The following is a 22,547-nucleotide window of genomic DNA, read 5'->3' on the forward strand; positions in this document are numbered from 1 at the left end:
TTCCCCTTTTTGTGCCTGGCACCTTTTCCCCTTTTTGTGGCTGGCACCTTTTCCCCTTTTTGTGCCTGGCACCAGCATTGCATTCGGTGCCAGGCACAAAAAAACAGCCGCAACGATATCGTTGCGGCTGTTTGTATTAATGGAACAATCCGGATTCCTTGGATTTTTTCATGAAGGCTTTGGTTCGTTTGCTCAGCGGTTGTTTCAGGAACGTGCCCAGGAAGATCGCGATGGCCCAGAATAGGACTAGGAACAGGATATCCTTTGTGACACGCTCCCAGACGATTCCGCCTACCGCTTCTCTCATAAGGTCGATCGCATAGGAGAATGGCAGGAATGGATGGATCATCTGGAAGAACTCAGGCAGCAATGCAGTCGGATACGTACCACCCGATCCTGCAATCTGCAGGACAAGGAGGACGATGGCCAGTGCTTTACCGACGTTTCCGAACACCGATACAAATGTGTAGACAATGGTGATGAATACCGCACTGATCAATAGGCCGAATAGGACGAACCATCCTGGTGACGAGATGTCTACTCCGAGAAGGAAGATATCCCCCAGGGTGACGATGATTGTCTGGATAAACCCGATTGACAGGAAGGTCATCAGCTTACCGAAGTAAATATGCCTTTCTTTGAGGTCCGGAATGCCTTCCATCACGTCGGTAGCAAGAAGGGAGATGAGGAGCAGACCTCCTACCCAAATAGCAAGGACCGTATAGAATGGCGTCATGGCCGTACCGTAGTTCTGAATCGGATACAGGCTGTTTTTGTTCATTTTCACCGGTTCTTCAAAGAAACTTTTCTCCAGTTTCGGATCATTTTTAAGGAGCTTGATGATTTCATTGATGTCTGTCTCACCCTGGATTTCTCTGATCCGGTCTGCGAGTTCATTCACTTTTGTGTTCACATACGGGTATTCACCCAACACATCTTTCAATGTTTTCTCCCCGTCTGAAAGATTCCCTTCCGTACTGGAGAGGATTTTCTCAACTTCAGGAATGGTGGATTGGATATCAACCAAGATCGAACGAGCATCGCTCAGCGTCTTTTTGGCGCTCGCCACTTCTGAGCGGACAGCCGGTTCGATGTTATTGTTATATTCTTTCACAAACGCATCGATATTGGCACTTGTCTCAGCAGAACGCTCTTGAATGCCGTTGATGACATCATCCACTTCCTTCTGTTTTCCAGAAAGGAAGTCGTTGATCTTATCCCCATCCGTTTGGACTTGTTGAAGTTGTTTCTTCACTTGAGCCAACTGTTCAAGAGCCTGATCAATCTGCTCCTGGTTTTGCTGGGACTCTTCGTTCTGATTGTCCTCCCCCTCTTGTGGTGAAGGGTTCTGTTCTTTTACTTGCTGGAGGCTCGACTCAATGGCCTCAATGTCTTGAATGGTCGAATCCACCTGTTTTTGGACATCGTTTGAAATGGTGTCGCCTTGACTAAGGTCGATATCGGATGTCTGCACACTCTGAAGGAAATCATTGATTTTCTTTGATGTGCTTTGAGCCTGCTCAAGGTCTTTTTGTACCTGAGGTGCAATTTCATCCAATCGTTTTTCGGCCTTATCAAGGAAGGCTGTTGTGTTGTCGATGGTTTCCAACCCTTCATTGGTCACCCGGCTTGCTTCCGGGATCATGCTTTGGGCATCATCGATCATCCCCTGGGCCTTTTCAGCATCAGAGAGTGAATCGTTCAAGGTCTTCCCGATGTCAGGAAGTCTTTCTTCTGCTTCAAACACATAGTTCTCGAAATTTTTGATATCAGGAAGATCGCCTTCGATTTCCAGTCCAAGCTCATTGAACATATCAAAAATCGTTTCATTCACAGTCGAAATGAATGAGCTTGTAATTTTATCAACAATGGCCCCTGCCCCTTTTTCCGTGATCTTCGGGGCGATGGCGTTGATTTTTTCATTTACATAATACTCAAGTTTCGCTTTCTCAGGCTTATCTTCAATGACGGTCGAAAGCTTTTGAGAAAAGTCCTTCGGAATGACGATGACAGCAAAATAGTCACCGTATTCCACTTTGTCCATGGCTTTCTCACGATTGACAAAGTGCCAGTCCATATCATCGTTTTTCTTCAATTCCTTGACAAGGTCTCCTCCGACGTCGATCGATTCGTCCCTGATCGTCGCTCCCTCATCTTCGTTGACGACCGCTACGGGTAACTGGTCGGTCTTTCCGTACGGATCCCAAGATGCTTCAATGTTAAACCATGCATAGAGGGACGGGAGGATCATCAAACCACCGATGACGATGAGGGCTACATAGTTCGTAACAAGATTTCTTCCGTCCCGCGAGAATATCTTCCAGCTTTTTTTCATGTTCTCTTACTACCTTTCTGTCGTATCTTGTATTACCGTTTACTATACCCATTTTTGTCGTGAACAGGCATCATTTGGTCAATTTAGCTATTATATCGCAATAACGTTCAGGAAAGAAGTATGTTCATCTAACTGTCACATACAATCTTTTCCCCATCTCTGTATATTTCCGGGGAAATTTGCTGTCGAAAATCCCCTGCCATGCGGAGGATGCATAGTGATTTAAAACAAAAAAAGACCCCCGAAACCGGGGATCTTTCTCATGATAAAAGCAGAAATTATGCTTTTACAACGTTAGCAGCTTGAAGTCCACGTTGGCCTTCTTCAACTTCGAAAGTCACTTTTTGACCTTCGTCAAGTGTTTTGAAGCCGTCGCCTTGGATAGCTGAGAAATGTACGAATACATCTTCTCCACCGTCAACTTCGATGAAACCGAAACCTTTTTCTGCGTTGAACCATTTTACTGTACCTTCTTGCATGTTATTTCCTCCTGCGTGGATTGTGCTCCACAATTATTACTATTATTGCTCAATTCAGGTGGAAGGATTGCTCCCTCCCTATATACCGAACAAAAATAATTAACTTAATAATAACAGATAGTGGGAGATATAGCAATGGGGTTTCGGATTTTTTTCTTAATCAGTTCGAATTGTTGTTTTACTTCCCCTCATTCTTCATATAATGACCCACCGCATCGCGAAGAAATTCTGCCATACCATTCTGGTACTTATCGTAGTATGACCTGAAACGTTCATCGTCCACATACATCTGTACAAGGCCTTCATGGGCTTCCCTATTATAATGACCCCACTGGCGGGTGATCCATTCTTTGTGGAGCTGCGCAGCTTCCTGTGCCTCCTCACTAGTTGCATCGCCCTTTTCATGCGCTATTTTTAGCAAGGCTATCATTTGTTCTTCCAGGTGCTTGGTTTCTTCATATGTTTCCTTGTCCATGCTCAGGAGCTGCTGATTCGATGCACCTATCGACTCGTCTCCATATTTCTCCCGGATCTCTTTCCCGTATTCCTTCTCGTTTATATCGACGAGCCTTTTCTTGAACCCTTCAAACTTTTCCCGATCACTCATTGTGGCTCCTCCTCCCTTATCTTCCAACGTCTGATCGACATTTCGGATCAACATCAGCAAGCGTTCCTTTTTCTCGACTAGCCGGCTCCGATGCTCTTTCAGCGCTCCCACTGAATCAAAGTCTGGATCATCCAATATGAGCTTGATCCCTTCAAGCTCCATACCCATTTCCCGATAAAACATGATCTGCTGAAGGCGGTCGACCTCCACACGTCCATAGATCCGGTAGCCGGATGAATTGATCCTGGACGGTGAGAGCAACCCGATTTCATCATAGTACCTCAGTGTCCGCGTACTGACTCCCGCCAAATCACTCAGCTTCTTTATTGTGTATTCCATGTGGCACCTCCTAGGTCTACTGTACACGTTGACGTTGCGTGAAGGTAAAGGGGGAAATGAAAAAACCACTCTTTAATTCTGATGAGTGGTGGAATAGGTAACTATTCATAATGATTCTTTCAGAAGCCTCTTCGTAATATGATCCTGTCTTAACCATTTTTCATGAATGACCAGATTAAACATCCTCAATAGAGTATAGTCGCCCGGATATAGGACTGAAATTAAAACTTTTGTATGCAGCTTTGCAGTAAAGGATAGCTAATTGTTCAGGTAGGATAAACAGCATGGCATAATAGAGAAGTAGTCCCAACAGAATCATCAAGCCCTCTCCTAAAAGGAACCCAATCCCACCGAAACTCCTAATCAAATAGTGCAGGGTATAATAAATAGAAAGTCCACTCACAATGGCAATCCCTATATATGAACGGTTTTCCATTTTGGATCTTGTCTGATGTTTTTTTGAACCGGCTCTATATGAACCCCTCATGATTGAAATGATGAGTCTTATGAGTGAGCAGGCAAAGATTAGAAGCCCAACAATCAACGTACTATATATAAAGCTGAATAATGCCCCCTGAGTGATAGTATGTTGATCCCATACTAAAAATATTACTGCCATATAAGGTAAAATTCCAAAAAGGGATTGTGAGAAAACGATTGAAAGTACATATTGGGTTTTCTGAAACTTACTATAGATTTTCTTAAACGAGAACATAATGATGGCTATGGTCAAACTAACGAGAAACCACAATGATCCCTCTTTTATTTTTTCTATGTGAGGATATATTGCGGCTTCCCCTGCTAAATGAAATACGAGATAATACAGCAACCATATCAGGGGAACACTAAAAAGAAGAGCTGAAGACAAACCTCCTGGAGATTGGCTGTTAGCCAGTGACTCTCTCAACACTTCTACATCTTTTTCATGAAACCACTTCATTAGAGCCCCCTCAACTATTGGACATATAGAATAGAAGTTCAGCCTTAACATAGTCAGCCATTTAATAAAACTTTCTGGTGCCATTACGCTGCACTATTAGGTCTTTTTCGTATAATTATTGATGGCCTTTATCTTCTAGATCATATAAGTATCCGCGGGAGTTAAAATTAAATGCTTTGAACCGCAGCTTACAATAAATCAATACCAGCTGTTCCGGCAACACAAAAATCATCATATATGAAATGATCAGTCCGAAATAAATCAGGTGTAGGTCCTCAATAGAATGGGAGGGTATTGTTCTTATAGCATATAGTATGAGCAGAACGAGTCCCGTTGAAGCTACAATTACAACTGGCAAGTAATCGGACTTCTCAAATCTATTTCTTACTCGATCTTTGCTGCCTCCTTCTCTATAAGCACCTTTTCTTAACAATAGATAAAATCGAACACAAGTCACCCAAAAAATGACGATACCAATTGCAAGTGCCATATAGGTAAAGTTCATAAGTGACTCCCGGCTCGCACTGTCTTGTTCCCCTAAAATATATAGGGCGATAAGAAATGGGTAGACACAAAAAAGCAGTTGTGAAAACAGTGTATTAATTACATATTGAACCCACTCAAGTTTTTTATAGATTGTCGGTACAGAAAACAGTAAACACAAAATAGAAATGATTAATGTAAAACTGAATTGAATATTCTTCATTTGTTCAACGTTTGGAAATACTGTCATTTCCGCAGCAATAGAAAAGGTCAAATAATAAAATAACCAAAGAAACGGTATTCCCAATAAAAGTATAGCCGCCAAATTACTTGGACTTTGTCTCCCGGATTCAAAAGGTTTTCTCAATACGACAAAGTCATTGTATGTTAATTTCCCAGCCACATTTTCACCCCAAGTTTTCCGACCATTTCTGAAGTACTTCTCAACAATTATATTTCAACTAATGTATCTTAATTATGTCCCGCGTTCTGTACATGGTTACCTAGCGCGAATGGTAAGGAGAATGATTTTAAAAGAGTTGGAGTTGGTTCTACCATTCATCATTCCATTGTAAAGACTAAACATTTTTCCTTTTTAGTTCTATTTTCTCTATATCGTGTAAGTACCCTCTTGAATTATAATTAAATGCTTTAAATCGGATCTTACAATAGGTTATAACTATTTGTTCAGGAAGAACAAAAACGGATACGTAACAAATAAGAAGCGGTAAATAAGTAAGTATAGCGTCTTCTAAAGAGACGAATTGAATTTTCCGAATAGCATATTGCATAATAAGGACAAACCCTGTAGAAGCCACTATTGCAATTGGTATGTAGGATTTGTTTTCAAACTTGCTTCTCGTTTCATCTCTGCTACTCCCTTTTTTGTAGGCTCCTTTTCTTAATAGGATGGAAAATCTTATACTAGTAACCAGGAGTACTAAAATACCTAAAATTATTGCATAATAAGTCAGTTTTATAAGGATTTCACGGCTTGCATTTTCCTGTTGGCCCATAATGAAAAATGCACTGATAAATGGGTACACAGTAAAAGTGAATTGTGCTAATAGGACGCTATATGCATACTGTAACCAACCAGTTTTTCTATATATGCTTGGAAATGAAAATATAATCCCTAGTATAGAAACAACTACAGTCATAATAAACTGAGTGGTACGAATTTTTTCCACGTTAGGATAGTTTGTAGAATCCGATGCTACTGTAAAAGTTACAAGGTACAATAACCAAACAATAGGAACACTTAGTAAGAAAGCCTCGGCAAGCTTCTTCGGGCTTTGTCTACCTGATTCAAGGGGTTTCCTTAATACAGCATAGTACTCAACAGGTAATTTAGTCATTAACGTTACAGCTCCAGTCTGAGATCCCATTTTTCAAAACCAGTGCTTACAAATATTTCTCCTAATAAATGCCCTCACCATAGTCCATGAACCACAGTGGTTTCATTCCATTAAATGTAATTCCCCTCTATTATCAAAATTAAAACTCTTAAAACGATATTTACAATAGAGAATCACTAGTTGTTCAGGTAGAACAAAACTCATAACATGTATCACTAAAAATCCGATTACTATAACAATAATTTCTCTGAATCCTTGAAAACCATAGCTACTTATAATCATTTGCAGGCTGATAACTAAGCCTGTTGAAGCTGTAACAACAGCTGGCACATAAGAATACCCTTCAAACTTAGCCCTTTGAATATCCTTCGCAGTACCTTTTCGATATGCACCTTTATTTAGTAATATAATGAACCTTATTATAGTCACAATAACAACGAGCACCATTGAACTGAGGCTTATCAGGGTTATCTTCGTTAATACATCCTCTGATACTCTATCAGACTTTCCTATAATAAATAGTGCAGCTAAGTAAACACTTAAGCTAAATAATGCATGAGACAATACAATTGCCAGTATGTACTGGATCTTCTGAAATTTCATGTAGAAGTACCGAAATGTAAACACGCTCATCAATACTGTTAATACTACGGTAAACCAAAAACAAATTAACATCATTTCTGAAAATAAAGGGTAATTCGTGACATCTCTCGTCGCATCACCTGCTACATAAAAAACTAGAAAATACATTAACCAAAGTAATGGAATACAAATGATGAATGCACCTGCTAAATTAGAGGGTGTTTGCCTGCTTAATGCAGAATTTCTAATAGCTTCGAAGTCTTTTTCTCTTAATGTTCTAAACATTGAACCCACCCCTAATCTATCTGGACCCCTTTTACGGAAGCTGATTTATTTTTCCACTTCAGTTCTCTTCTTCAACAAATGTTGAATGAAAGAATAACCCCTGACGACCTGTCAGGGGTTATTCTTTCATTCAGCCCCCGCGCTCATCTCCACATAGGTCTTCCCTGAAGGCGACTGCTTGTAGACAACGAACATCGGTGTCGATTGGGTTTGGCCACTTCGCTCAATGTACTCTACGATTTCCCAGAACTTGTATTGGGAGAATTCATCAAAGTTCTCCATCACGCGGGACATGACCATATCCTTCAAGTAGAAGTAGCTTCTGAAGTGAACGTTCTCACTCTCAGGTAAATCTATGCGGTCTTCTTCAATCGGTAGGAAGATTTCGGCTGTCATGATTTCGTCTTCTAGAGGGTTGCTCATGATGCAGAAGAACAGATCGCCTGTTGGGTTGTATCCGTTGTTTTCCAGGATGCCTGCAAAGTCTTCAAATGCCATTTCCAATTCTTCGGGTGCGAATCGGTAGAGCTTGGAGGCTACATTCTTATACGTCAGGGTGTGATCAGTGAATAGCATGAGGCACACTCCTCGGCACATAGAGATCGATGATGATATCACCGTATACCTCTAACAGGACACAGTAGAATTGGTCTGTGAGGGGAATTCCGTTCACTTCGCCATACGTTTTCACTTGTTCAAAGGCCGTTGAGAAATCGTGAATTTCCTGTGCCTGCCTTAAGACGAGAGCATCTTTCAGGTCCAGCCTGCGTTCATATTGAATGTCTGAATCATCGGCAAGCTCGACTTCGTCATTCACCGGCATATAATACGTAAAGGTCCCGCTATCTCCTTTTGCTTCATATGTAAAGATGACGGGGCCGTTTCTATATACTACCTGTTCCAGTTCTGCTTCCTCCATGACAGCAAAGCCTTCCTGCCAGTCCTCCATTTTGCCTTCCATCTTATACACTAATACATGATCAAATTGTAAGGATTTCTTTTCGATAGCCATGACCTACTCCCTTTCATCATTTGTTTTTATTTTTCATTGAAACCAGCTGTTCTTCTTATCGTGTGGAGACACTTTCTTTTCCAATATAGTGGTTGGTACATTGGGTATAAATTGGGCTTCACCCTTTGCCGTATCACGCTTCAGGGTCTTCCCATCGGCTTCAAAGTTAAAGCTGGTGAATCTCTTCTTACAATAAAGAAGAACCAATTGTTCCGGCAGGATGAAGAGCATCATATAAAATAGCGCAAGGGGCATGAGCGCAATGATATAGAATTCGAGCGAATCAGCATTGAAATTCCTTATTATATATTGAAGGATCAACACAATGCTTACGCCGATGACGATGGCGAGCGGTACGTTTGATTTCAATTCCAGGTTCATCCGGCTTTTCCACTTAGCCGATCCGTACTTATACTCTCCGTTTTTTAACAGCCGGAAGAATCGGATGACGGTAACGGCAAGCAGGAGGACCCCGACCCCGATAGTCAGCAGAAGCAGCGTCGTCATATTCCCCTCGGTCACGCCTTGCTGTGTTCCGATAAACATCATGGATATCAGATACATACAAATACCGAAAAGGAATTGGATTGCAAAGATGCTAATGCCGTATTGTGCCTTCTGATACTTCTTGTAGAATGACGGAACGCTTGCAATCAGACATAGGATGGAAAGCAGTATGGTGATGTAGAAGTGCGCTTCCTTCACCAATTCAATTGCCGGGAAAGCGGAGGAACCTCCCATCAGGGTGTAGGTTAAAAAGTAAAGGAGCCAGCTGATGAAAACCGAAACGATCAGGCTGGGTGTAAGGGCCGCGGGGCTCTGACGCCCACTTTCGAATGGCCCTTTCAACACATAAAAATGACTCTCAGGTAAATCTTTCAACATAAGCGGTACGCTCCTTTTGTTCTAAACGAAATGGGGCTATCTGAACCAGCCTTTGACTACGTCCATAGCGGATTTCCCCTTGCTCTTCTTGCTTTTCCCAAACTTATGGTTCAGAAGTGTATTCACGGCGATTCCTGCGCCCATCCCGACGAGGGTACCGACACCTGGGATAGGGATAAGGGCCGTACCTGCTGCAGTGAAGGCCGTCTGTACACCGCTTGAAACCCCGACGTCGATGGCTGTATCCACTGTTGCGCGCTTCGTTGCTTCTGCACCGGTCAATCCGTCAGCTTTGGCATTTGTATGATTCTCGTAGAATGAAAGTCCTGCTGAGATCGGCGCAAGGCCTTTCAGGCTGCTTTTCAATACGCCTTTGACAGGTCCGCTCTCTTGAAGGGGCTTCGCAATGCCTTTGATGTCGACGATATCCTTATATGAGTCCTTGACACCTTTTGCCGTTGCTTTACCGATGGTCTTGAATTTATCTTTGGCAGACAGTTCATTGTTGTTCCAATTCTTCAGGTGCGGATTTTTCTCGAGTACTTTCTCACCAACCGGTGACCAGCCTGTCTGGCCTTTCTTTTGAGTCGCGTATTTAAGGGTGACCGTATTGTTTTTAGCAATTTCCTTATGCTTAGGAGACAGCTTTTTACCGCCCTTAGGCACACCATGCATCAATTCTTTAAACGCACGTGAGTCCGGTTCTACCCCCAGCTTCCGAAGAGCATCCGGTGTCGCGGTGATGCGGTAGCCGTATTGACCTTTTTTAGGATCCCATACCTTATACGTCTTGAGACCATTTTTTCTTGCGGCATAGAAGGTCCTCAAGCTTGTGAACGACAGGGTTCCCCTGGACTTCAACTGATCGAACTGATCCAGGTTCTTCTTCGCTGTGAGTAGGAAGGAACTAGCACCCCCGCTTACATCACCGGTTTTATCCTTATCATCTTTAATTTCGAGTTCTTCTATATTAGGCGGTGTCCCATTTAATTTATTCGTTAAAGGGTTCAGTTCGGCATATTCCTTCCAAACGGTGGTCGGGAAATTCACGTTCACCTTCCCATCTTGCATCAATCCCTCGATATCAGAAATCCAGTTCTCCATCATGACGAGGTCTTCTTCAGCAGTGGAGAGTGCTTTCGACTGGCTGGAGTCGAACTCAGTCAGTTTGTCGACGGTTTCAGTCAATTCCGTTTTGGCGCTTTGGACGCCTTGGATGAAGGAAGAATCCTGGATGCTGGAGATGGAGACGATATCAGAAATGGAGCTGATGGTACTATTGGCATCTGCAACGAGGCTTTCCGTATGCTGCTTGATGCGGTCTAAGCTCTGTTCGAGTTCCTGGTCGAGAAAGGGTTGATGGATGTAGCCGTCTGAGCTTGGTTCGAGGGTGCTTAGTTCGCTTTTGATCTTTTCGAGGGTGGACTTGTATTCACTGCTGAATTTCACAATAAAATCAAGAAGGGGCACGTGGCATTCGTCATAAAAAGATCGGATGGCGCTCCCGCCCTTTCCTTTCAGTGCCTCTTCCATTCCAGAAAAGGCGGTAATCGATTGTTTAAGAGATTGGATTTCTCCATCAAGGGTATCGAGCATGGACTTGCTTCGGGAAATCCCTTCCTGAAGTGATTGGACTTTTAATGTTTTCATCTCTCATCTCTCACATTCATTGGTTATTTGCGTTGCATTCCGCCGGCGATGGTGGCATCGGCTTCCCGCATGGATTCCACGGCTTGCCTTGTGCTTTCAAGGTTTTTTTCCAACACACTTTTATAGGAAGCGAGAATGGTGTCGAGCTTTGAGGCCAGTTCATTCAGCTTATCGGCTGTATCGAGGACGTTCCCTTCAATGGACCCCTCGCTTTTCGCCTTCAGGCCCTGAAGTGATCCCTTTACATTCGATATTTGGGACTCCACACTTGAATATTCTACTTTGATCTCCATGATGACACTCCTCCCTTGGCATTTTATGTACATATTCTTGTTCCTACTATTTTCCTTCCTCATTATTACAAAAACCATTTTTGTCTTATATAGGAAATTCGGATTGTTTTTTGTTTTCTTCCTACTACTTTTTTGCTAGTTTTTATCATGGAACTAATATCCTCATACCCCATATTCAGAATATTATTCCAATTACCTGTTTAATTCACTGAAAAAACCGGAATCTCCTCTTGATTTCCACTAGAAAAGAAGTACGATATAAGAAGAAATGCCACTCATTTACAAGAAGGAAAGAGGTCTGAGTATGAATCTTGGATTTGGAGAAATTGCATTGATTGTATTTGTGGCTTTATTGTTTTTTGGTCCAAGCAAGCTGCCTGAGCTGGGGAAAGCAGTCGGGGTCACGTTGAAGGAGTTCAAAAAGGCGACCCAGGGGATTATGGAGGATGAGAAAACAGAAGAAAAGAAATGAAGATGACGGGGCCGGTCCTAGGAAAATCGGCCTTTTTTTCATTGGTGAATCAGGATGAAATACCTGTGTTCGAAGATACTATTAAAAAAGAAACCGTTCTTATGTTAAGTTAATGTAAATTTTCGATCAAAATTCTACATATTTTCGACAATTTGCGATATCATTATGAAGGTTTATTAATTCCATATTCGAAATGTTGGAGGTTTGAAAATATATGGTTTTCAAAAAGAAGGATAAATTCGGTACGATTTTGAGCAACATCGCAGAAAATCTGAAAGAGAGTGCTCATTATTTCGCTGATTATAAATTGAACAATGTCAGTGACCTGAAAGAATTCTCTACAACCATGAAGGATTATGAAACAAAAGGCGATAACTATGTGCATGAAGTCATCCTGGACTTGAACAAAGTGTTCATCACACCGATCGAACGGGAAGACATCCTTGCCCTGTCCATGAGCATGGATGATGTATTGGACGGTCTCGAGCATACTGCGGCCATGTTTGAAATGTACTCGATCACGAAGGCAGATGAGTTCATGCTGCAGTTCGTGGAAGCCATCCGTCAATGTTCAAATGAAATTGAAGAAGCCGTCGAGCTCCTTTCCACAAAGAAATGGATCAAGGTGCGTGAATCTGCAATCAAAATCAAAGACCTTGAATCTAAATGTGACGGAATCCTTCGTCAGTCTATCAAACATCTATTCAATACAGAGAAAGACCCGATCCGTATCATTCAATACAAAGAAATATACGAAGAACTTGAACTTGTAGCGGATTATTGTCAGAACGTAGCAAACACATTCGAAACCATTATCATGAAAAATGCGTAAGGAGCTTAGTTCAATATGGATACAGTATTAATTCTGACCGTCTTGATCGTCTTCTTTGCCCTTGCATTCGATTTCATCAATGGATTCCATGACACAGCGAATGCGATTGCTACTTCCGTATCGACCAAGGCATTGAAGCCAAGACACGCCATCATCCTGGCGGCAAGCATGAACTTCATCGGGGCCATGACCTTCACCGGTGTGGCCAAAACGATCACAAAGGATATCGTCGACCCCTTTGCACTTGAAAACGGGACGATTGTCATCCTGGCGGCTTTGATTGCCGCCATCATCTGGAACCTTGTGACATGGTATTTCGGAATCCCGAGCAGCTCCTCACATGCCCTGATCGGTTCAATCGCAGGTGCAGCGATTGCTGCAGCCGGATTATCATCACTGAATTATACAGGCTTCATCAAAATCGTCGAAGCGCTTATTCTATCGCCAATCCTTGCTTTCGTGGTCGGTTTCATCATCTACAGCATCTTCAAGGTTGTATTTAAAAACCGGAACCTCGCCAAAACGAACCGGAACTTCCGAAGCATCCAGATCGCTACGGCTGCCCTCCAATCGTTTACGCACGGTACCAATGATGCGCAAAAGGCGATGGGGATCATCACCATGGCCTTGATTGTCAATAACTATCAAACCTCCGACGACATCCAGACGTGGGTACAGCTTGCCTGTGCAACGGCCATGGGGCTCGGGACTTCCATCGGTGGATGGAAGATCATCAAAACGGTCGGTGCAGGAATCATGAAGATCCGCCCGGTCAATGGAGTGGCAGCGGACCTTACAGGTGCGGCCGTCATCTTCGGTGCGACAGCGATCCACCTTCCTGTCAGCACGACACACGTCATTTCCTCCTCTATCCTTGGTGTCGGTTCTGCCCACCGATTGAGAGGAGTCAAATGGGGTACGGCACAGCGCATGCTCATCACCTGGGTCATTACCCTTCCGATTTCTGCTACGCTGGCAGCCCTGATCTATTATGTAATCGACCTTTTCTTGTAAGAAAGCAAAGCAATGCAGACCGTGCCGATCCACTGGTACGGTCTTTCTTTTTCCCGAAATGTCTTTACCCCATATTCCCGCTCACCAAACCTTTTCCTACACAAAAAACGTCCACCCTTTATCAGGAATGGACGTTGAAAGTCGATGTTAAGGAATACGCCTCCACAGAAAACATGACGTTTTGTTTCGGAAGAAGGACAATGGAGTCGTCCGACACATTGGGAAAATAGCGCGCGGTGAACACATGCTCCCCGTCGTTCAAGAACAGTTCCAGGGAAGAGTGGTCCAGGAAGAGATGAAGTTGATGGACGTGACTCACGTCCACCCTCCTTATCTCTACAGACCCGTCATCGAGGCGATGCCGAGTCAAGGTAACCCTGCCTTTCTGGCAATCATAGTGGATCTCAGCTTCATTCCTGATGCGAATAGAGAAAGAGCCTGCCTCCAGAACATTCAGGATGAGCTCCTTGCTCTCAACTCCCATCCCGTCAAAGTCCCACCTTTCACCGGCAAGGAGTTTTTTTGAGCGGACGTTGAATGCACCTGCCCTTAGCTTTTTCAGTTCCTTGACCGGTCGTTGGAGTAACACGCCGTCCTTGAGTTCCAGTTCCCTTGGAATGGTTAACGCGTGGATCCAGCAGTAATCAAGGGTGGGATGATATGGCTCCTGAGAGTCCGTCATCCCCATCCAGGCCACCAGGATCCGCCTCCCCGCTTCGTCTGTCATCGTCTGGGGAGCATAGAAGTCAAAGCCCTTATCAAGCTCTGAAAAATCGCCATGTGAGAATCGGGATGAGTCAACATCCAGCGAACCCATCATATAGCCGGATTGAAAGAGATTCTGATACCGATCTTCCTCAGGTTCGATCCCTTGGGGAGAGATCAATAAGACATCTCCTTCTTCAAACTCCAACAGGTCAGGGCATTCCCACATATATCCAAAATCACCCAGACCGCTCCTTCCAGCACCTGCGATGATCCCCCTATAAGTCCAGTGATAAAGATCGTCTGATGTATACAAGACGACCGCTCCGCACCCTTCCAACGTCTGTGCGCCGATTACCATATGCCAGGTGGCTCCCCTCTTCCATACCTTCGGATCCCTGAAATGGGCGGTGAAGCCTTCAGGCAGGGTGATGATCGGACCTTTTTTCTCAAAATGCACCCCGTCTTCCGAGACGGCGAGACATTGATACGTTTCCCTTTCTCCTGAATCGTTCTTCACGTTTCCTGTATAGAACAAGTACAGATGATCATCCGAAACGACTGCCGAACCAGAGTAGCAGCCATTCCTCTCGTACCATTCACTCGGTACGAGGGCGATTGGTTCATGTCTCCATGCAGTAAGGTCCTCTGAGGAATAGTGCCCCCAAAATTTCGCTCCGTGACTTTCTTCAAGGGGATTCCACTGATAGAAGAAGTGATAACGCCCATTGAAAAAGGACAATCCATTCGGGTCATTCAGCAGTCCGATGGTCGGCATGAGATGATAGGTTAAGCGGTACGGATCAGCCTCTGCCTTCTGTTGAAATGACTGTATTCTTTCTTCTACAGCTGTGAGCAGTCTCTTTTCATTTTCATTCATATGCAAAGCTCCTTGCTGTCATTATTTCTCAACGTCGTTTTTCAGTTTATCCGAATAGCCGAACATCCACGTAAGTGCAAATGCAACCCCGATCGCAATGACATTCACCAAGATATATAACAGGATCTGGCCGTTCAAGTATAGAAGGGTACCCGGGATGACCGTGATGGCCATGCCTGTTCCCTTCAGACCGACGAGGGATGCGACGAATCCTCCTACTCCACCTCCGACAAGACCCATGATGAAGGGTTTCCCATATCTCAGGTTCACCCCGAAGATGGCGGGTTCGGTAATCCCTAGGAATGCAGAGAATGACGATGGAAGTGCAAGTGCTTTAAGCTTCTTGGATTTGGTTTTCAAACCGACAGCAAGGGCAGCACCCCCCTGGGCAGCTACAGAACAGGTGATGATGGCATTGTACGGATTGCTTCCAAGGTTTGCAAGAAGCTGGATTTCTAGCATATTGAAGATGTGGTGGACCCCTGTGACGACTATAAGCTGATTGAGGGCACCAATGATCAACCCACTGATTCCAAGTGGCCATTCAAGGACCGCAATCGTCCCGTCAAGAATGACATTTTCCAGACTGTGAAAGATCGGCCCGATAATGAAAAGGGCGAGGGTGATCATGACCAGTAACGTAAGGAATGGTGTAATGATCAGATCCAATGCTTCCGGGACCCGTCTTCGTATCTGTTTCTCAAGCTTCGCACCGAGTATCCCCGCTATGAAGGCAGGAAGGACGGAGCCTTGGTAGCCTACGACCGGGATGAATCCGAAGAACTCGATGGGATGGACATCCCCGCCTGCTACTCCCCATGCGTTCGGAAGCGACGGACTTACAAGCATGAGGCCGAGTACCAGCCCGACGATCGGCGAGCCTCCAAATACGCGGAATGTGGACCATGCCACGAGGGCCGGCAGGAAGATGAAGGCAGTATCAGTCAGGATTTCAGTGAATAAGATGAAGTTTTGAGAAATATCATCCGGAGTCATACCGAATAGGGCAAGGATCTGTTCCTGAAGAACAAGACCTCGTAATCCCATGAATAGTCCTGTAGCCACAAGGGCCGGGATGATCGGAACGAAAACGTCCCCGAATGTCCTGATCGCACGCTGGAAGGCACTTCCGCTTTTCGCGACTTCAGAGGACTGCTCAGACTTCGTGGCCCCTTTCAAGCCAAGGTTCATGACTTCTTCATAGATCCTGTTCACCGTACCCGTACCGAAGATCACCTGGTATTGACCTGAATTGAAAAAGGCCCCCTTCACTTTATCCGTTGCTTCCACCGCTTCCTGGTCAATCGCATCCTTGTCTTTGACCATGATGCGCAGTCGCGTGGCACAGTGGGCTACAGAGAGGATGTTTTCATCCCCGCCGACAGCTTTGACGATTTCTTCTGCAATCTTCCGATTCTCTGACATAGTCATTCTCCCCTCCATGTTCATCTGTGGAATCGATTACACAATATCAAAAATAAAAACACTTAATCTATGAGACCAAATGTGGAATCGATTACACAAAATCATAAAAATGATGTAATCGATTCCACATCATTTAAATGAAACCGATTACTTAATTCGGATTATACACTATCACCTTTAAGAAGTCGAACATTTATCAGTCTTTTTTCTGGAGAAGTTAATCCGCCCTTGATCGCTTCCAGGATCAACCCAGCTGCAACCCTGCCGGACTCCTTGTTCTGATAGTCCATCGTGGTGAGGGAAGGCGTGATGTACCTGGACAGCTCCGAAGCACCGATTCCAGCAAAAGCCATATCTTCAGGAATCCTTAATCCTTTTGACTTTACGTAATTCATGGCGCCGATGGCCAGGCGATCGGTCACGGCAAAAACGGCAGTCGGAGGTATGGCAGCCTCCATCATCCGCTCCATGGCCACCGCTCCGGATTCCACATCAAAGATCCCCTTCTCGATCCAACTTTCCTCTATCGGAAGATTCTTTTCCTGCATCGCTTGGAGGTATCCTTTTTTCCTCAACACACCGACAGCCGGGTCTTCTTCTGAAACCCCGATGAATCCGATGCGTTCATGACCGTGGTCGATCAGGTGTTTCACCATGTCCTTAGCAGCCTGATATTCGTCAAAGATTACATTCGGCGTACCGTCTACCTCTTGCCCCACCACAACCACCGGTATATCCAGACGCTGGATTTCAGACTTCAGGTTGGCTCCGTTTGTGGTGGCTGAGAGGATGATTCCATCCACATCGCGGCTCTTTAGAAGCCTCAGGTGTTCAATTTCTTTTTCCGCACTCAAGCCCGAGTTGGCAAGCAGGATCTGATATCCCTCTTTTGCCAGGACTTCATCCAGCCCGCGGACAAGTCGGCTCGACGTTTCCGTGCTGATTTTCGGCAGGATGACACCGATGACTTTCGTTTGTTTCGTTCTGAGGGACTTTGCATTTTCACTCGGGACATAGCCTGTCTCCTCAATCACTTTCAGAATCCTTTTCCTTGCCTCTTCCCCCACATAACCTGAATTATTTAAAAAGCGTGAGACCGTGGCACTTGAGACCTCAGCCATCTTCGCTACTTCTTTGATCGTTGGCACTCTGCATTCCTCCTTACAAAAGCCCGGACCCTTCCATTTTACCCGAAACCCGACCTGATGAACATGTTACAGAAAAAGAAAAAACCTCCCAAGGGGAGGCTCAAACAGCAGAAGATTTGAATCTGTTCACGATAGAAGCGATGGGACCGACCTTCCTGACCGGGAGGGAGTGCACGCTAGACTCCTCACCCGGTTCTTCGAGCTTGGGAGAATACACGTGTTCTCCCGTCATGACGGTACGGATCGCTTCGATCAATTCATCTCCCGTGCTGTCCTTGATCAGGTAGCCATGAGCACCGGACTCCATCACCATCCGCACGTTCCCCCGATCGGCAAACGTGGACAGGATGATCATCTTGATGCCCTTGGACGCTACATCTTTAATGAAGTCCCGTGCATATAACCAGCTGATGTCGGCAATGAAAATGTCGGGTCGGTCTTTCTCCAGGATGCTCCCTGCCGATTCAAGGGAGTCTGCCTGCCCGATCACCACTGCATCTTCTTCCAGTTCCAGAAGGGTGCAGATGGTTCTCAAGTATGCTTCATCCACTTCGGCGACTACAATAGAAATCATGCGTGTCTCTCCTCTTCAACCTGCGATTATAATTCCGGTTTGGCTTGCGGAGTGATACGGGCAGGCTTTTGGACCTTCGCTGCCTTGAAGGTGACAAAGTTCTTTTGTTCTTCATCCCACAGTTTGAATTTGAGGGAGCTGAGACTTGTCATCAGGGAAATCGTCGGGACATTCTGTAAAGGCTTGGTGTTTTTATGGGCCTCTTCCAGCTTGTAATTCGGAACCCTTGGGCTCAAGTGATGTACATGGTGGAACCCGATATTCCCCGTCAGGAATTGAATGGCCTTCGGAAGCTTGTAGTACGAGCTTCCTTCCACTGCCGCAAGCACATATTCCCACTCTTTATCTTCCTCGAAATAGGAATCTTCAAACGTGTGTTGCACATAAAATAACCAGATTCCGAAAGCGCCCGAGATCATGAAGATCGATCCTTGTACGAGCAGGAAGGGGAGCCAGCCGAGCGTCAGGCAGAACAGGGTGACCAGGACAACTAATACTAGGTTGACAAAGTACGTATTGTTTCTTTCCTTTTTCCTGGCGTTTTTACGATTGAAGCGATTTTTCAACAAGAATACATAGATCGGGCCAAGGATGAACATCACGAACGGATTACGGTAAAAGCGATACGCAAGGCGTGTTTTCAAAGGAGCTGCACGATATTCGTCCACCGTCATCGTCCAGATATCACCTGTACCCCTTTTATCAAGATTCCCGCTTGTTGCATGGTGGACAGCGTGGTCATGCCCCCACTGATCGAAAGGGAAAAGGGTCATGATGCCCATGGCTGTACCGACTGCACGATTGACTTTTCGGCTTTTGAAGAATGAGTAATGGGTGCAGTCATGGAAGATGATGAAGATCCTTGTCAAAAATCCAGCTGCCAGGATGATGGGAACGAGGGCCAGCCAGTAGGATACCGATAAACTCTCATAGGCGAGGAACCATAGAAGGAAGAACGGCCCCAACGTATTGATCAGCTGCCATACACTTTCCTTTGTTGTGGATTTCTCATAAGGAGCTACTTCTTTTTTCAGCGTTTTTATATTGGTCATGTGAGTACAATCCCCTTTTCTCTTTGTCTTACCCATAGTATAGGGGAGAGCGTGTCATGGTGTTAGTAGTAGGTGTCATGTGAGGGATATGACACTTGTCATATTTCCAGGCGGGGCGCGATTGAGAATGCTTTCACAGCAGGGGTTTGCAGAGGTAAAGGAAAATCAAGAAAATCTGAAAAAAGTCATATTCTCCTCGTGAATAACATAAAACCCACTCCATCTGTGTAAATGGAGTGGGTTTCGTTCATGAACAAACAAGAACTTCCCGGACGAATCGACCCTTCTTCACTTCGCACCGGTCATCTATGGCTAGACCGGCATCCCGCACGGCATCATCGACATCCTCAAGGGTCACGATCACAGCCTTGTCTGCAATCCGTTTGGCACTCTGAAGGAGCTCGAGCTTTTCATCATCTGTAATGACCGAGCAGAGATTATAAGGCAGATCGATGATGGCAACGTCATAATGGTCGGTTATGTCATTGATGTCCATGAGGCTGACCTCCCCCTCCAGACCGAAATGGGCGATGTTTTCCCTCACACCGTCCAAGATCAGGGGGTTGCGGTCACTTCCTTTGATATCCATCCCCATGGACAATGCTTCCACAAGGACGGTCCCGATTCCGCAGCACGGATCGATCATCGTCACACCTTCCGGATCCGGGGCGGCAATATTGGCTACTGCACGGGCCACACGAGTATTCAATGAGGTCGAATAGCTGTGGGGCTTGGACTGGTGCTTCAGCCATACGGCCTCGTTGCGGGCATATTCCCCGAACACCCACCCGCTATTTGTCTCCATCACACCAAATAAAATCGTGGGATTGACCAGCTCCGCTTCACCCTTGAGCTGGAGACCGACTTCTTTTTCGACCCTGCGTACTTCCTTGAAGCCTGTTTTCTCCCGATCGGGATTTTGAACATATATGACCTTGAAACCATCTACGGTGGCCAATTGATGGACTTTCCCCAGGAACTCTTCAAAGCTTGTTCCTTCCGTGATGACGGTGAGACGTTCTTTTATGAATGGACTCCTGCTCGGATCGATCAAGCGTGTGCTTTCCTGGATCAAGGTACTAGGATTTTCGCCGAACAACGCCCTTCTTTCCAATGCACACAACGATACTTCGTTCGGTTCCCAGGAGTAAGTGTATAGATGTTTTCTGATGATAATCAACTCCGTATGAAAATAACGTACTCCTCTTATTGTATCACAGCTATTTCGTACAGTCGGCAAGCTTGCCGGTACCCATTTTAAAAATAGATGTAAAATAGACTTTACAAAATGTAAAGTTCACCATACAATATGGGTATAAACTCAAGAAAAGGAAAGTGATGGGATGCTGACAAACCGTGTAAAAGAATTGCGGGCAAGGCATGGAATGACACAGGGCCTGCTTGCTGAGTCCGTCGATGTGACGAGACAGACCATCGTCGCCCTGGAAAAAGGGAGCTATATCCCTTCCCTGCTTCTCGCGATGAAAATAGCCAAGGCATTCGGACTGCCCGTTGAAGAGATATTCTATCTGGAGGAGGAAGAAAGATGAAATGGATGAAACTGTTTTGGATGTATGTCGTAGTATTTGGTTTATTTGGCTGGGCAATGGTGGAGTTTTTTGATATGACAACCCAAATTGCTGCGTTCAACAAAAACCCGGACGGAGACGTCATGTTTGAAGGAAATGCTTTCCCTTTTCTATTGATCTTGATCGTGTGTAGCATCCTTTCCATCCTGTCCTACCGCTCTAAAAAAAGAAGGAAGCTTTCCCTCATGGTTCCGGATGAATTCCAGGAAAGCGATGAAAGGGAAAAGCAGATCACTGCGGAAGCCTGTAAGACCGCCTATATGAGCATGATGATCGCCGCTCCGGTCATCGCCGCTCTGCTTGTCTTTTATCCACTCGTTGCTGAAAAGCTCCCCTACTATCCAGTGATTCTCTTCATGCTGCTGCCCTTCGTTCAGGTGACAGCGTATCTGATTCATTGGAAGAAGGCATTTTAATTAGTAGTAGGTTGGGACAAAACAAACGAACACGATTAGTGTAGGTTCATACTACCGCTCATGATTTCCGTGCAAGACTTCGCTTTCCGCGGGTAGCCCGTGAGCCAAGCCTGCGGGGTCTCACATCAGCTACTCTTCCCGCAGGAGTCTACGTCTTGCACCCCAATCAACCGCTGCAAACAATGAAATCGTAAGGGTCATAAAACATATTAAAAACCTGAATTCATTTGCCTTATCCTAGGCAAATGAATTCAGGTTTACTATGACTAAAGCACGTTTGTCCCAGCCTGTTCATGGTATAATTTTAATGAATTCCCAATAAGAGGAGAAGTGAGATCATCATGAATGAGCAAATATGCACCACATGCGGCGTGCAATACCACTCGGCTGCAGAGCCGTCATCTTGTCTGATCTGTACGGAGGAACGACAATACGTGAGTCCAAACGGTCAGTCGTGGACCACTCTTGAGCAGCTTACTGCATCAGGAGAATACAAGAATGAGATTGTTCAAGAAGAAGAGGGTCTTTTCAGCATTACCACCACTCCTTCGTTCGGCATCGGTCAAACCGCTTATCTCATCCAAGAAGGAGGCTTCAATGTCCTATGGGACTGCATCTCCTACCTTGATGATGAAACCATTGCGACCATCCGTACGTTAGGCGGCATCCAGGCGATAGCCCTGTCCCACCCGCACTATTACTCCACCCAGGTGGAATGGGCAGAAGCGTTCGATGCACCGATCTATATTCACGAAGACGACAGGGAATGGGTGACCCGGCCGAGTGAGCGCATCATCTACTGGAGCGGGGAAGCGCTTGAACTGCACGAAGAAGTCACCATCCATCGCATCGGCGGACATTTCAAAGGAGGAAGCATCCTCCACTGGAGAAGCGGTGCAGAAAAGCTCGGCGTGCTCCTCACAGGGGATGTCATCCAGGTGGTAGCAGACCGGAACTGGGTCAGCTTCATGTACAGCTATCCGAATCTCATCCCGCTCCCTGCCCTTAAAGTTAAGGAGATGGCGGACCAGGTGAAGCCGCTCCCATACGACAGGCTATACAACGCATTTCACCGGATCGTCACGCGTGGAGCTAATGCGAAGGTTCAGGCATCGGCAGAACGCTATATTGCCGCACTTGAAGGCACACTCTTCCATACATAACATAACAAAAGCATCCCGCGATATGGGAT

Annotated in this window: 24 protein-coding genes; 6 read left to right on the top strand and 18 right to left on the bottom strand. The window is 45.3% G+C overall.

Features of this window, described 5'->3' with window-relative positions; genetic code table 11:
- Positions 1–136: 136 nt before the first annotated feature.
- The 12 genes from ACNA6I_RS11350 to ACNA6I_RS11405 all read right to left on the bottom strand — a co-directional run bounded on the left by ACNA6I_RS11350 (position 137) and on the right by ACNA6I_RS11405 (position 11,248).
- The gene (locus ACNA6I_RS11350; RefSeq protein ID WP_416313317.1) at positions 137–2,335 is read right to left on the bottom strand and encodes a YhgE/Pip family protein; all 2,199 of its coding nucleotides are present in this window, start codon (positions 2,333–2,335) and stop codon (positions 137–139) included.
- 278 nt (positions 2,336–2,613) lie between these two features.
- Complete coding sequence (locus ACNA6I_RS11355; RefSeq protein WP_048005082.1) at positions 2,614–2,814, bottom strand: cold-shock protein; 201 nt, start codon at positions 2,812–2,814, stop codon at positions 2,614–2,616.
- A 178-nt stretch (positions 2,815–2,992) separates the two neighbouring features.
- Positions 2,993–3,760 carry a MerR family transcriptional regulator gene (locus ACNA6I_RS11360; RefSeq protein ID WP_416313318.1) on the bottom strand — a complete coding sequence of 256 codons (768 nt, stop codon included), beginning with the start codon at positions 3,758–3,760 and terminating at the stop codon, positions 2,993–2,995.
- 175 nt (positions 3,761–3,935) lie between these two features.
- Positions 3,936–4,700 (bottom strand): hypothetical protein, encoded by a 765-nt coding sequence (locus ACNA6I_RS11365; RefSeq protein ID WP_159129460.1) that lies wholly within the window; start codon positions 4,698–4,700, stop codon positions 3,936–3,938.
- A 115-nt stretch (positions 4,701–4,815) separates the two neighbouring features.
- On the bottom strand, positions 4,816–5,586 hold the full coding sequence (locus tag ACNA6I_RS11370; protein WP_048005085.1) for a hypothetical protein: 771 nt from the start codon (positions 5,584–5,586) through the stop codon (positions 4,816–4,818).
- A 175-nt stretch (positions 5,587–5,761) separates the two neighbouring features.
- Complete coding sequence (locus ACNA6I_RS11375) at positions 5,762–6,541, bottom strand: hypothetical protein (protein WP_159129458.1); 780 nt, start codon at positions 6,539–6,541, stop codon at positions 5,762–5,764.
- Positions 6,542–6,643: 102 nt separating this feature from the next.
- Positions 6,644–7,408: a hypothetical protein gene (locus tag ACNA6I_RS11380; RefSeq protein ID WP_416313319.1), complete on the bottom strand. Its 765-nt coding sequence runs from the start codon at positions 7,406–7,408 to the stop codon at positions 6,644–6,646.
- Between the two features lie 126 nt (positions 7,409–7,534).
- Entirely contained in the window at positions 7,535–7,984 is a 450-nt protein-coding gene (locus tag ACNA6I_RS11385) for a DUF5085 family protein (RefSeq protein WP_048005088.1), read from the bottom strand.
- Positions 7,971–8,420 (bottom strand): hypothetical protein, encoded by a 450-nt coding sequence (locus ACNA6I_RS11390; protein WP_416313320.1) that lies wholly within the window; start codon positions 8,418–8,420, stop codon positions 7,971–7,973. The genes ACNA6I_RS11385 and ACNA6I_RS11390 overlap by 14 nt, the downstream gene beginning before the upstream one ends.
- Positions 8,421–8,453: 33 nt before the next feature.
- Positions 8,454–9,305: a hypothetical protein gene (locus tag ACNA6I_RS11395; protein ID WP_416313321.1), complete on the bottom strand. Its 852-nt coding sequence runs from the start codon at positions 9,303–9,305 to the stop codon at positions 8,454–8,456.
- A 36-nt stretch (positions 9,306–9,341) separates the two neighbouring features.
- Positions 9,342–10,955 (bottom strand): T7SS effector LXG polymorphic toxin, encoded by a 1,614-nt coding sequence (locus ACNA6I_RS11400; RefSeq protein ID WP_416313322.1) that lies wholly within the window; start codon positions 10,953–10,955, stop codon positions 9,342–9,344.
- Positions 10,956–10,978: 23 nt separating this feature from the next.
- Positions 10,979–11,248, bottom strand: a complete 270-nt coding sequence (locus tag ACNA6I_RS11405) for a YwqI/YxiC family protein (protein WP_048012578.1) — start codon at positions 11,246–11,248, stop codon at positions 10,979–10,981.
- 304 nt (positions 11,249–11,552) lie between these two features.
- On the opposite strand from ACNA6I_RS11405, the gene ACNA6I_RS11410 reads away from it, so the two are divergent.
- The 3 genes from ACNA6I_RS11410 (at position 11,553) to ACNA6I_RS11420 (ending at position 13,566) form a co-directional block, all read left to right on the top strand.
- A complete protein-coding gene (locus ACNA6I_RS11410) occupies positions 11,553–11,720 on the top strand; it encodes a twin-arginine translocase TatA/TatE family subunit (protein WP_079515280.1) in 168 nt (55 codons plus the stop codon).
- A 214-nt stretch (positions 11,721–11,934) separates the two neighbouring features.
- The gene (locus ACNA6I_RS11415) at positions 11,935–12,552 is read left to right on the top strand and encodes a DUF47 domain-containing protein (RefSeq protein ID WP_048005092.1); all 618 of its coding nucleotides are present in this window, start codon (positions 11,935–11,937) and stop codon (positions 12,550–12,552) included.
- 15 nt (positions 12,553–12,567) lie between these two features.
- A complete protein-coding gene (locus tag ACNA6I_RS11420; protein WP_048005093.1) occupies positions 12,568–13,566 on the top strand; it encodes an inorganic phosphate transporter in 999 nt (332 codons plus the stop codon).
- 121 nt (positions 13,567–13,687) lie between these two features.
- On the opposite strand, the gene ACNA6I_RS11425 is transcribed toward ACNA6I_RS11420, so the two are convergent.
- The 6 genes from ACNA6I_RS11425 to ACNA6I_RS11450 all read right to left on the bottom strand — a co-directional run bounded on the left by ACNA6I_RS11425 (position 13,688) and on the right by ACNA6I_RS11450 (position 20,425).
- Positions 13,688–15,151, bottom strand: coding sequence for a sucrose-6-phosphate hydrolase (locus ACNA6I_RS11425; RefSeq protein ID WP_416313323.1), 1,464 nt, complete (start codon positions 15,149–15,151; stop codon positions 13,688–13,690).
- Between the two features lie 21 nt (positions 15,152–15,172).
- Positions 15,173–16,576, bottom strand: coding sequence for a sucrose-specific PTS transporter subunit IIBC (locus ACNA6I_RS11430; protein WP_416313324.1), 1,404 nt, complete (start codon positions 16,574–16,576; stop codon positions 15,173–15,175).
- Positions 16,577–16,737: 161 nt separating this feature from the next.
- A complete protein-coding gene (locus ACNA6I_RS11435; RefSeq protein WP_416313325.1) occupies positions 16,738–17,724 on the bottom strand; it encodes a LacI family DNA-binding transcriptional regulator in 987 nt (328 codons plus the stop codon).
- A gap of 100 nt (positions 17,725–17,824) precedes the next feature.
- The gene (locus ACNA6I_RS11440) at positions 17,825–18,298 is read right to left on the bottom strand and encodes a response regulator (protein WP_416313326.1); all 474 of its coding nucleotides are present in this window, start codon (positions 18,296–18,298) and stop codon (positions 17,825–17,827) included.
- Positions 18,299–18,324: 26 nt separating this feature from the next.
- On the bottom strand, positions 18,325–19,350 hold the full coding sequence (locus ACNA6I_RS11445; RefSeq protein ID WP_048005097.1) for a fatty acid desaturase: 1,026 nt from the start codon (positions 19,348–19,350) through the stop codon (positions 18,325–18,327).
- Positions 19,351–19,597: 247 nt separating this feature from the next.
- Complete coding sequence (locus ACNA6I_RS11450) at positions 19,598–20,425, bottom strand: TRM11 family SAM-dependent methyltransferase (RefSeq protein WP_331458294.1); 828 nt, start codon at positions 20,423–20,425, stop codon at positions 19,598–19,600.
- Positions 20,426–20,693: 268 nt separating this feature from the next.
- On the opposite strand from ACNA6I_RS11450, the gene ACNA6I_RS11455 reads away from it, so the two are divergent.
- The 3 genes from ACNA6I_RS11455 to ACNA6I_RS11465 all read left to right on the top strand — a co-directional run bounded on the left by ACNA6I_RS11455 (position 20,694) and on the right by ACNA6I_RS11465 (position 22,518).
- On the top strand, positions 20,694–20,900 hold the full coding sequence (locus ACNA6I_RS11455; protein WP_048016376.1) for a helix-turn-helix transcriptional regulator: 207 nt from the start codon (positions 20,694–20,696) through the stop codon (positions 20,898–20,900).
- Positions 20,897–21,355 carry a hypothetical protein gene (locus tag ACNA6I_RS11460; RefSeq protein ID WP_048005099.1) on the top strand — a complete coding sequence of 153 codons (459 nt, stop codon included), beginning with the start codon at positions 20,897–20,899 and terminating at the stop codon, positions 21,353–21,355. Before ACNA6I_RS11455 ends, ACNA6I_RS11460 begins: the two co-directional genes overlap by 4 nt.
- A 341-nt stretch (positions 21,356–21,696) precedes the next feature.
- Positions 21,697–22,518: an MBL fold metallo-hydrolase gene (locus ACNA6I_RS11465; protein WP_079515273.1), complete on the top strand. Its 822-nt coding sequence runs from the start codon at positions 21,697–21,699 to the stop codon at positions 22,516–22,518.
- The last annotated feature ends 29 nt before the right edge of the window (positions 22,519–22,547 follow it).

The sequence above is a fragment of the Rossellomorea sp. FS2 genome (assembly GCF_047915635.1).
GTDB lineage: Bacteria > Bacillota > Bacilli > Bacillales > Bacillaceae_B > Rossellomorea > Rossellomorea marisflavi_A.

What these genes read in the sequence shown, in the direction of transcription:
- ACNA6I_RS11350 (WP_416313317.1), bottom strand. Translation starts at nt 2,335, where the DNA reads ATGAAAAAAAGCTGGAAGATATTCTCGCGGGACGGAAGAAATCTTGTT.
- ACNA6I_RS11355 (WP_048005082.1), bottom strand. Translation starts at nt 2,814, where the DNA reads ATGCAAGAAGGTACAGTAAAATGGTTCAACGCAGAAAAAGGTTTCGGT.
- ACNA6I_RS11360 (WP_416313318.1), bottom strand. Translation starts at nt 3,760, where the DNA reads ATGGAATACACAATAAAGAAGCTGAGTGATTTGGCGGGAGTCAGTACG.
- ACNA6I_RS11365 (WP_159129460.1), bottom strand. Translation starts at nt 4,700, where the DNA reads ATGAAGTGGTTTCATGAAAAAGATGTAGAAGTGTTGAGAGAGTCACTG.
- ACNA6I_RS11375 (WP_159129458.1), bottom strand. Translation starts at nt 6,541, where the DNA reads ATGACTAAATTACCTGTTGAGTACTATGCTGTATTAAGGAAACCCCTT.
- ACNA6I_RS11380 (WP_416313319.1), bottom strand. Translation starts at nt 7,408, where the DNA reads ATGTTTAGAACATTAAGAGAAAAAGACTTCGAAGCTATTAGAAATTCT.
- ACNA6I_RS11385 (WP_048005088.1), bottom strand. Translation starts at nt 7,984, where the DNA reads ATGCTATTCACTGATCACACCCTGACGTATAAGAATGTAGCCTCCAAG.
- ACNA6I_RS11390 (WP_416313320.1), bottom strand. Translation starts at nt 8,420, where the DNA reads ATGGCTATCGAAAAGAAATCCTTACAATTTGATCATGTATTAGTGTAT.
- ACNA6I_RS11395 (WP_416313321.1), bottom strand. Translation starts at nt 9,305, where the DNA reads ATGTTGAAAGATTTACCTGAGAGTCATTTTTATGTGTTGAAAGGGCCA.
- ACNA6I_RS11400 (WP_416313322.1), bottom strand. Translation starts at nt 10,955, where the DNA reads ATGAAAACATTAAAAGTCCAATCACTTCAGGAAGGGATTTCCCGAAGC.
- ACNA6I_RS11405 (WP_048012578.1), bottom strand. Translation starts at nt 11,248, where the DNA reads ATGGAGATCAAAGTAGAATATTCAAGTGTGGAGTCCCAAATATCGAAT.
- ACNA6I_RS11410 (WP_079515280.1), top strand. Translation starts at nt 11,553, where the DNA reads ATGAATCTTGGATTTGGAGAAATTGCATTGATTGTATTTGTGGCTTTA.
- ACNA6I_RS11415 (WP_048005092.1), top strand. Translation starts at nt 11,935, where the DNA reads ATGGTTTTCAAAAAGAAGGATAAATTCGGTACGATTTTGAGCAACATC.
- ACNA6I_RS11420 (WP_048005093.1), top strand. Translation starts at nt 12,568, where the DNA reads ATGGATACAGTATTAATTCTGACCGTCTTGATCGTCTTCTTTGCCCTT.
- ACNA6I_RS11425 (WP_416313323.1), bottom strand. Translation starts at nt 15,151, where the DNA reads ATGAATGAAAATGAAAAGAGACTGCTCACAGCTGTAGAAGAAAGAATA.
- ACNA6I_RS11430 (WP_416313324.1), bottom strand. Translation starts at nt 16,576, where the DNA reads ATGTCAGAGAATCGGAAGATTGCAGAAGAAATCGTCAAAGCTGTCGGC.
- ACNA6I_RS11440 (WP_416313326.1), bottom strand. Translation starts at nt 18,298, where the DNA reads ATGATTTCTATTGTAGTCGCCGAAGTGGATGAAGCATACTTGAGAACC.
- ACNA6I_RS11445 (WP_048005097.1), bottom strand. Translation starts at nt 19,350, where the DNA reads ATGACCAATATAAAAACGCTGAAAAAAGAAGTAGCTCCTTATGAGAAA.
- ACNA6I_RS11455 (WP_048016376.1), top strand. Translation starts at nt 20,694, where the DNA reads ATGCTGACAAACCGTGTAAAAGAATTGCGGGCAAGGCATGGAATGACA.
- ACNA6I_RS11460 (WP_048005099.1), top strand. Translation starts at nt 20,897, where the DNA reads ATGAAATGGATGAAACTGTTTTGGATGTATGTCGTAGTATTTGGTTTA.
- ACNA6I_RS11465 (WP_079515273.1), top strand. Translation starts at nt 21,697, where the DNA reads ATGAATGAGCAAATATGCACCACATGCGGCGTGCAATACCACTCGGCT.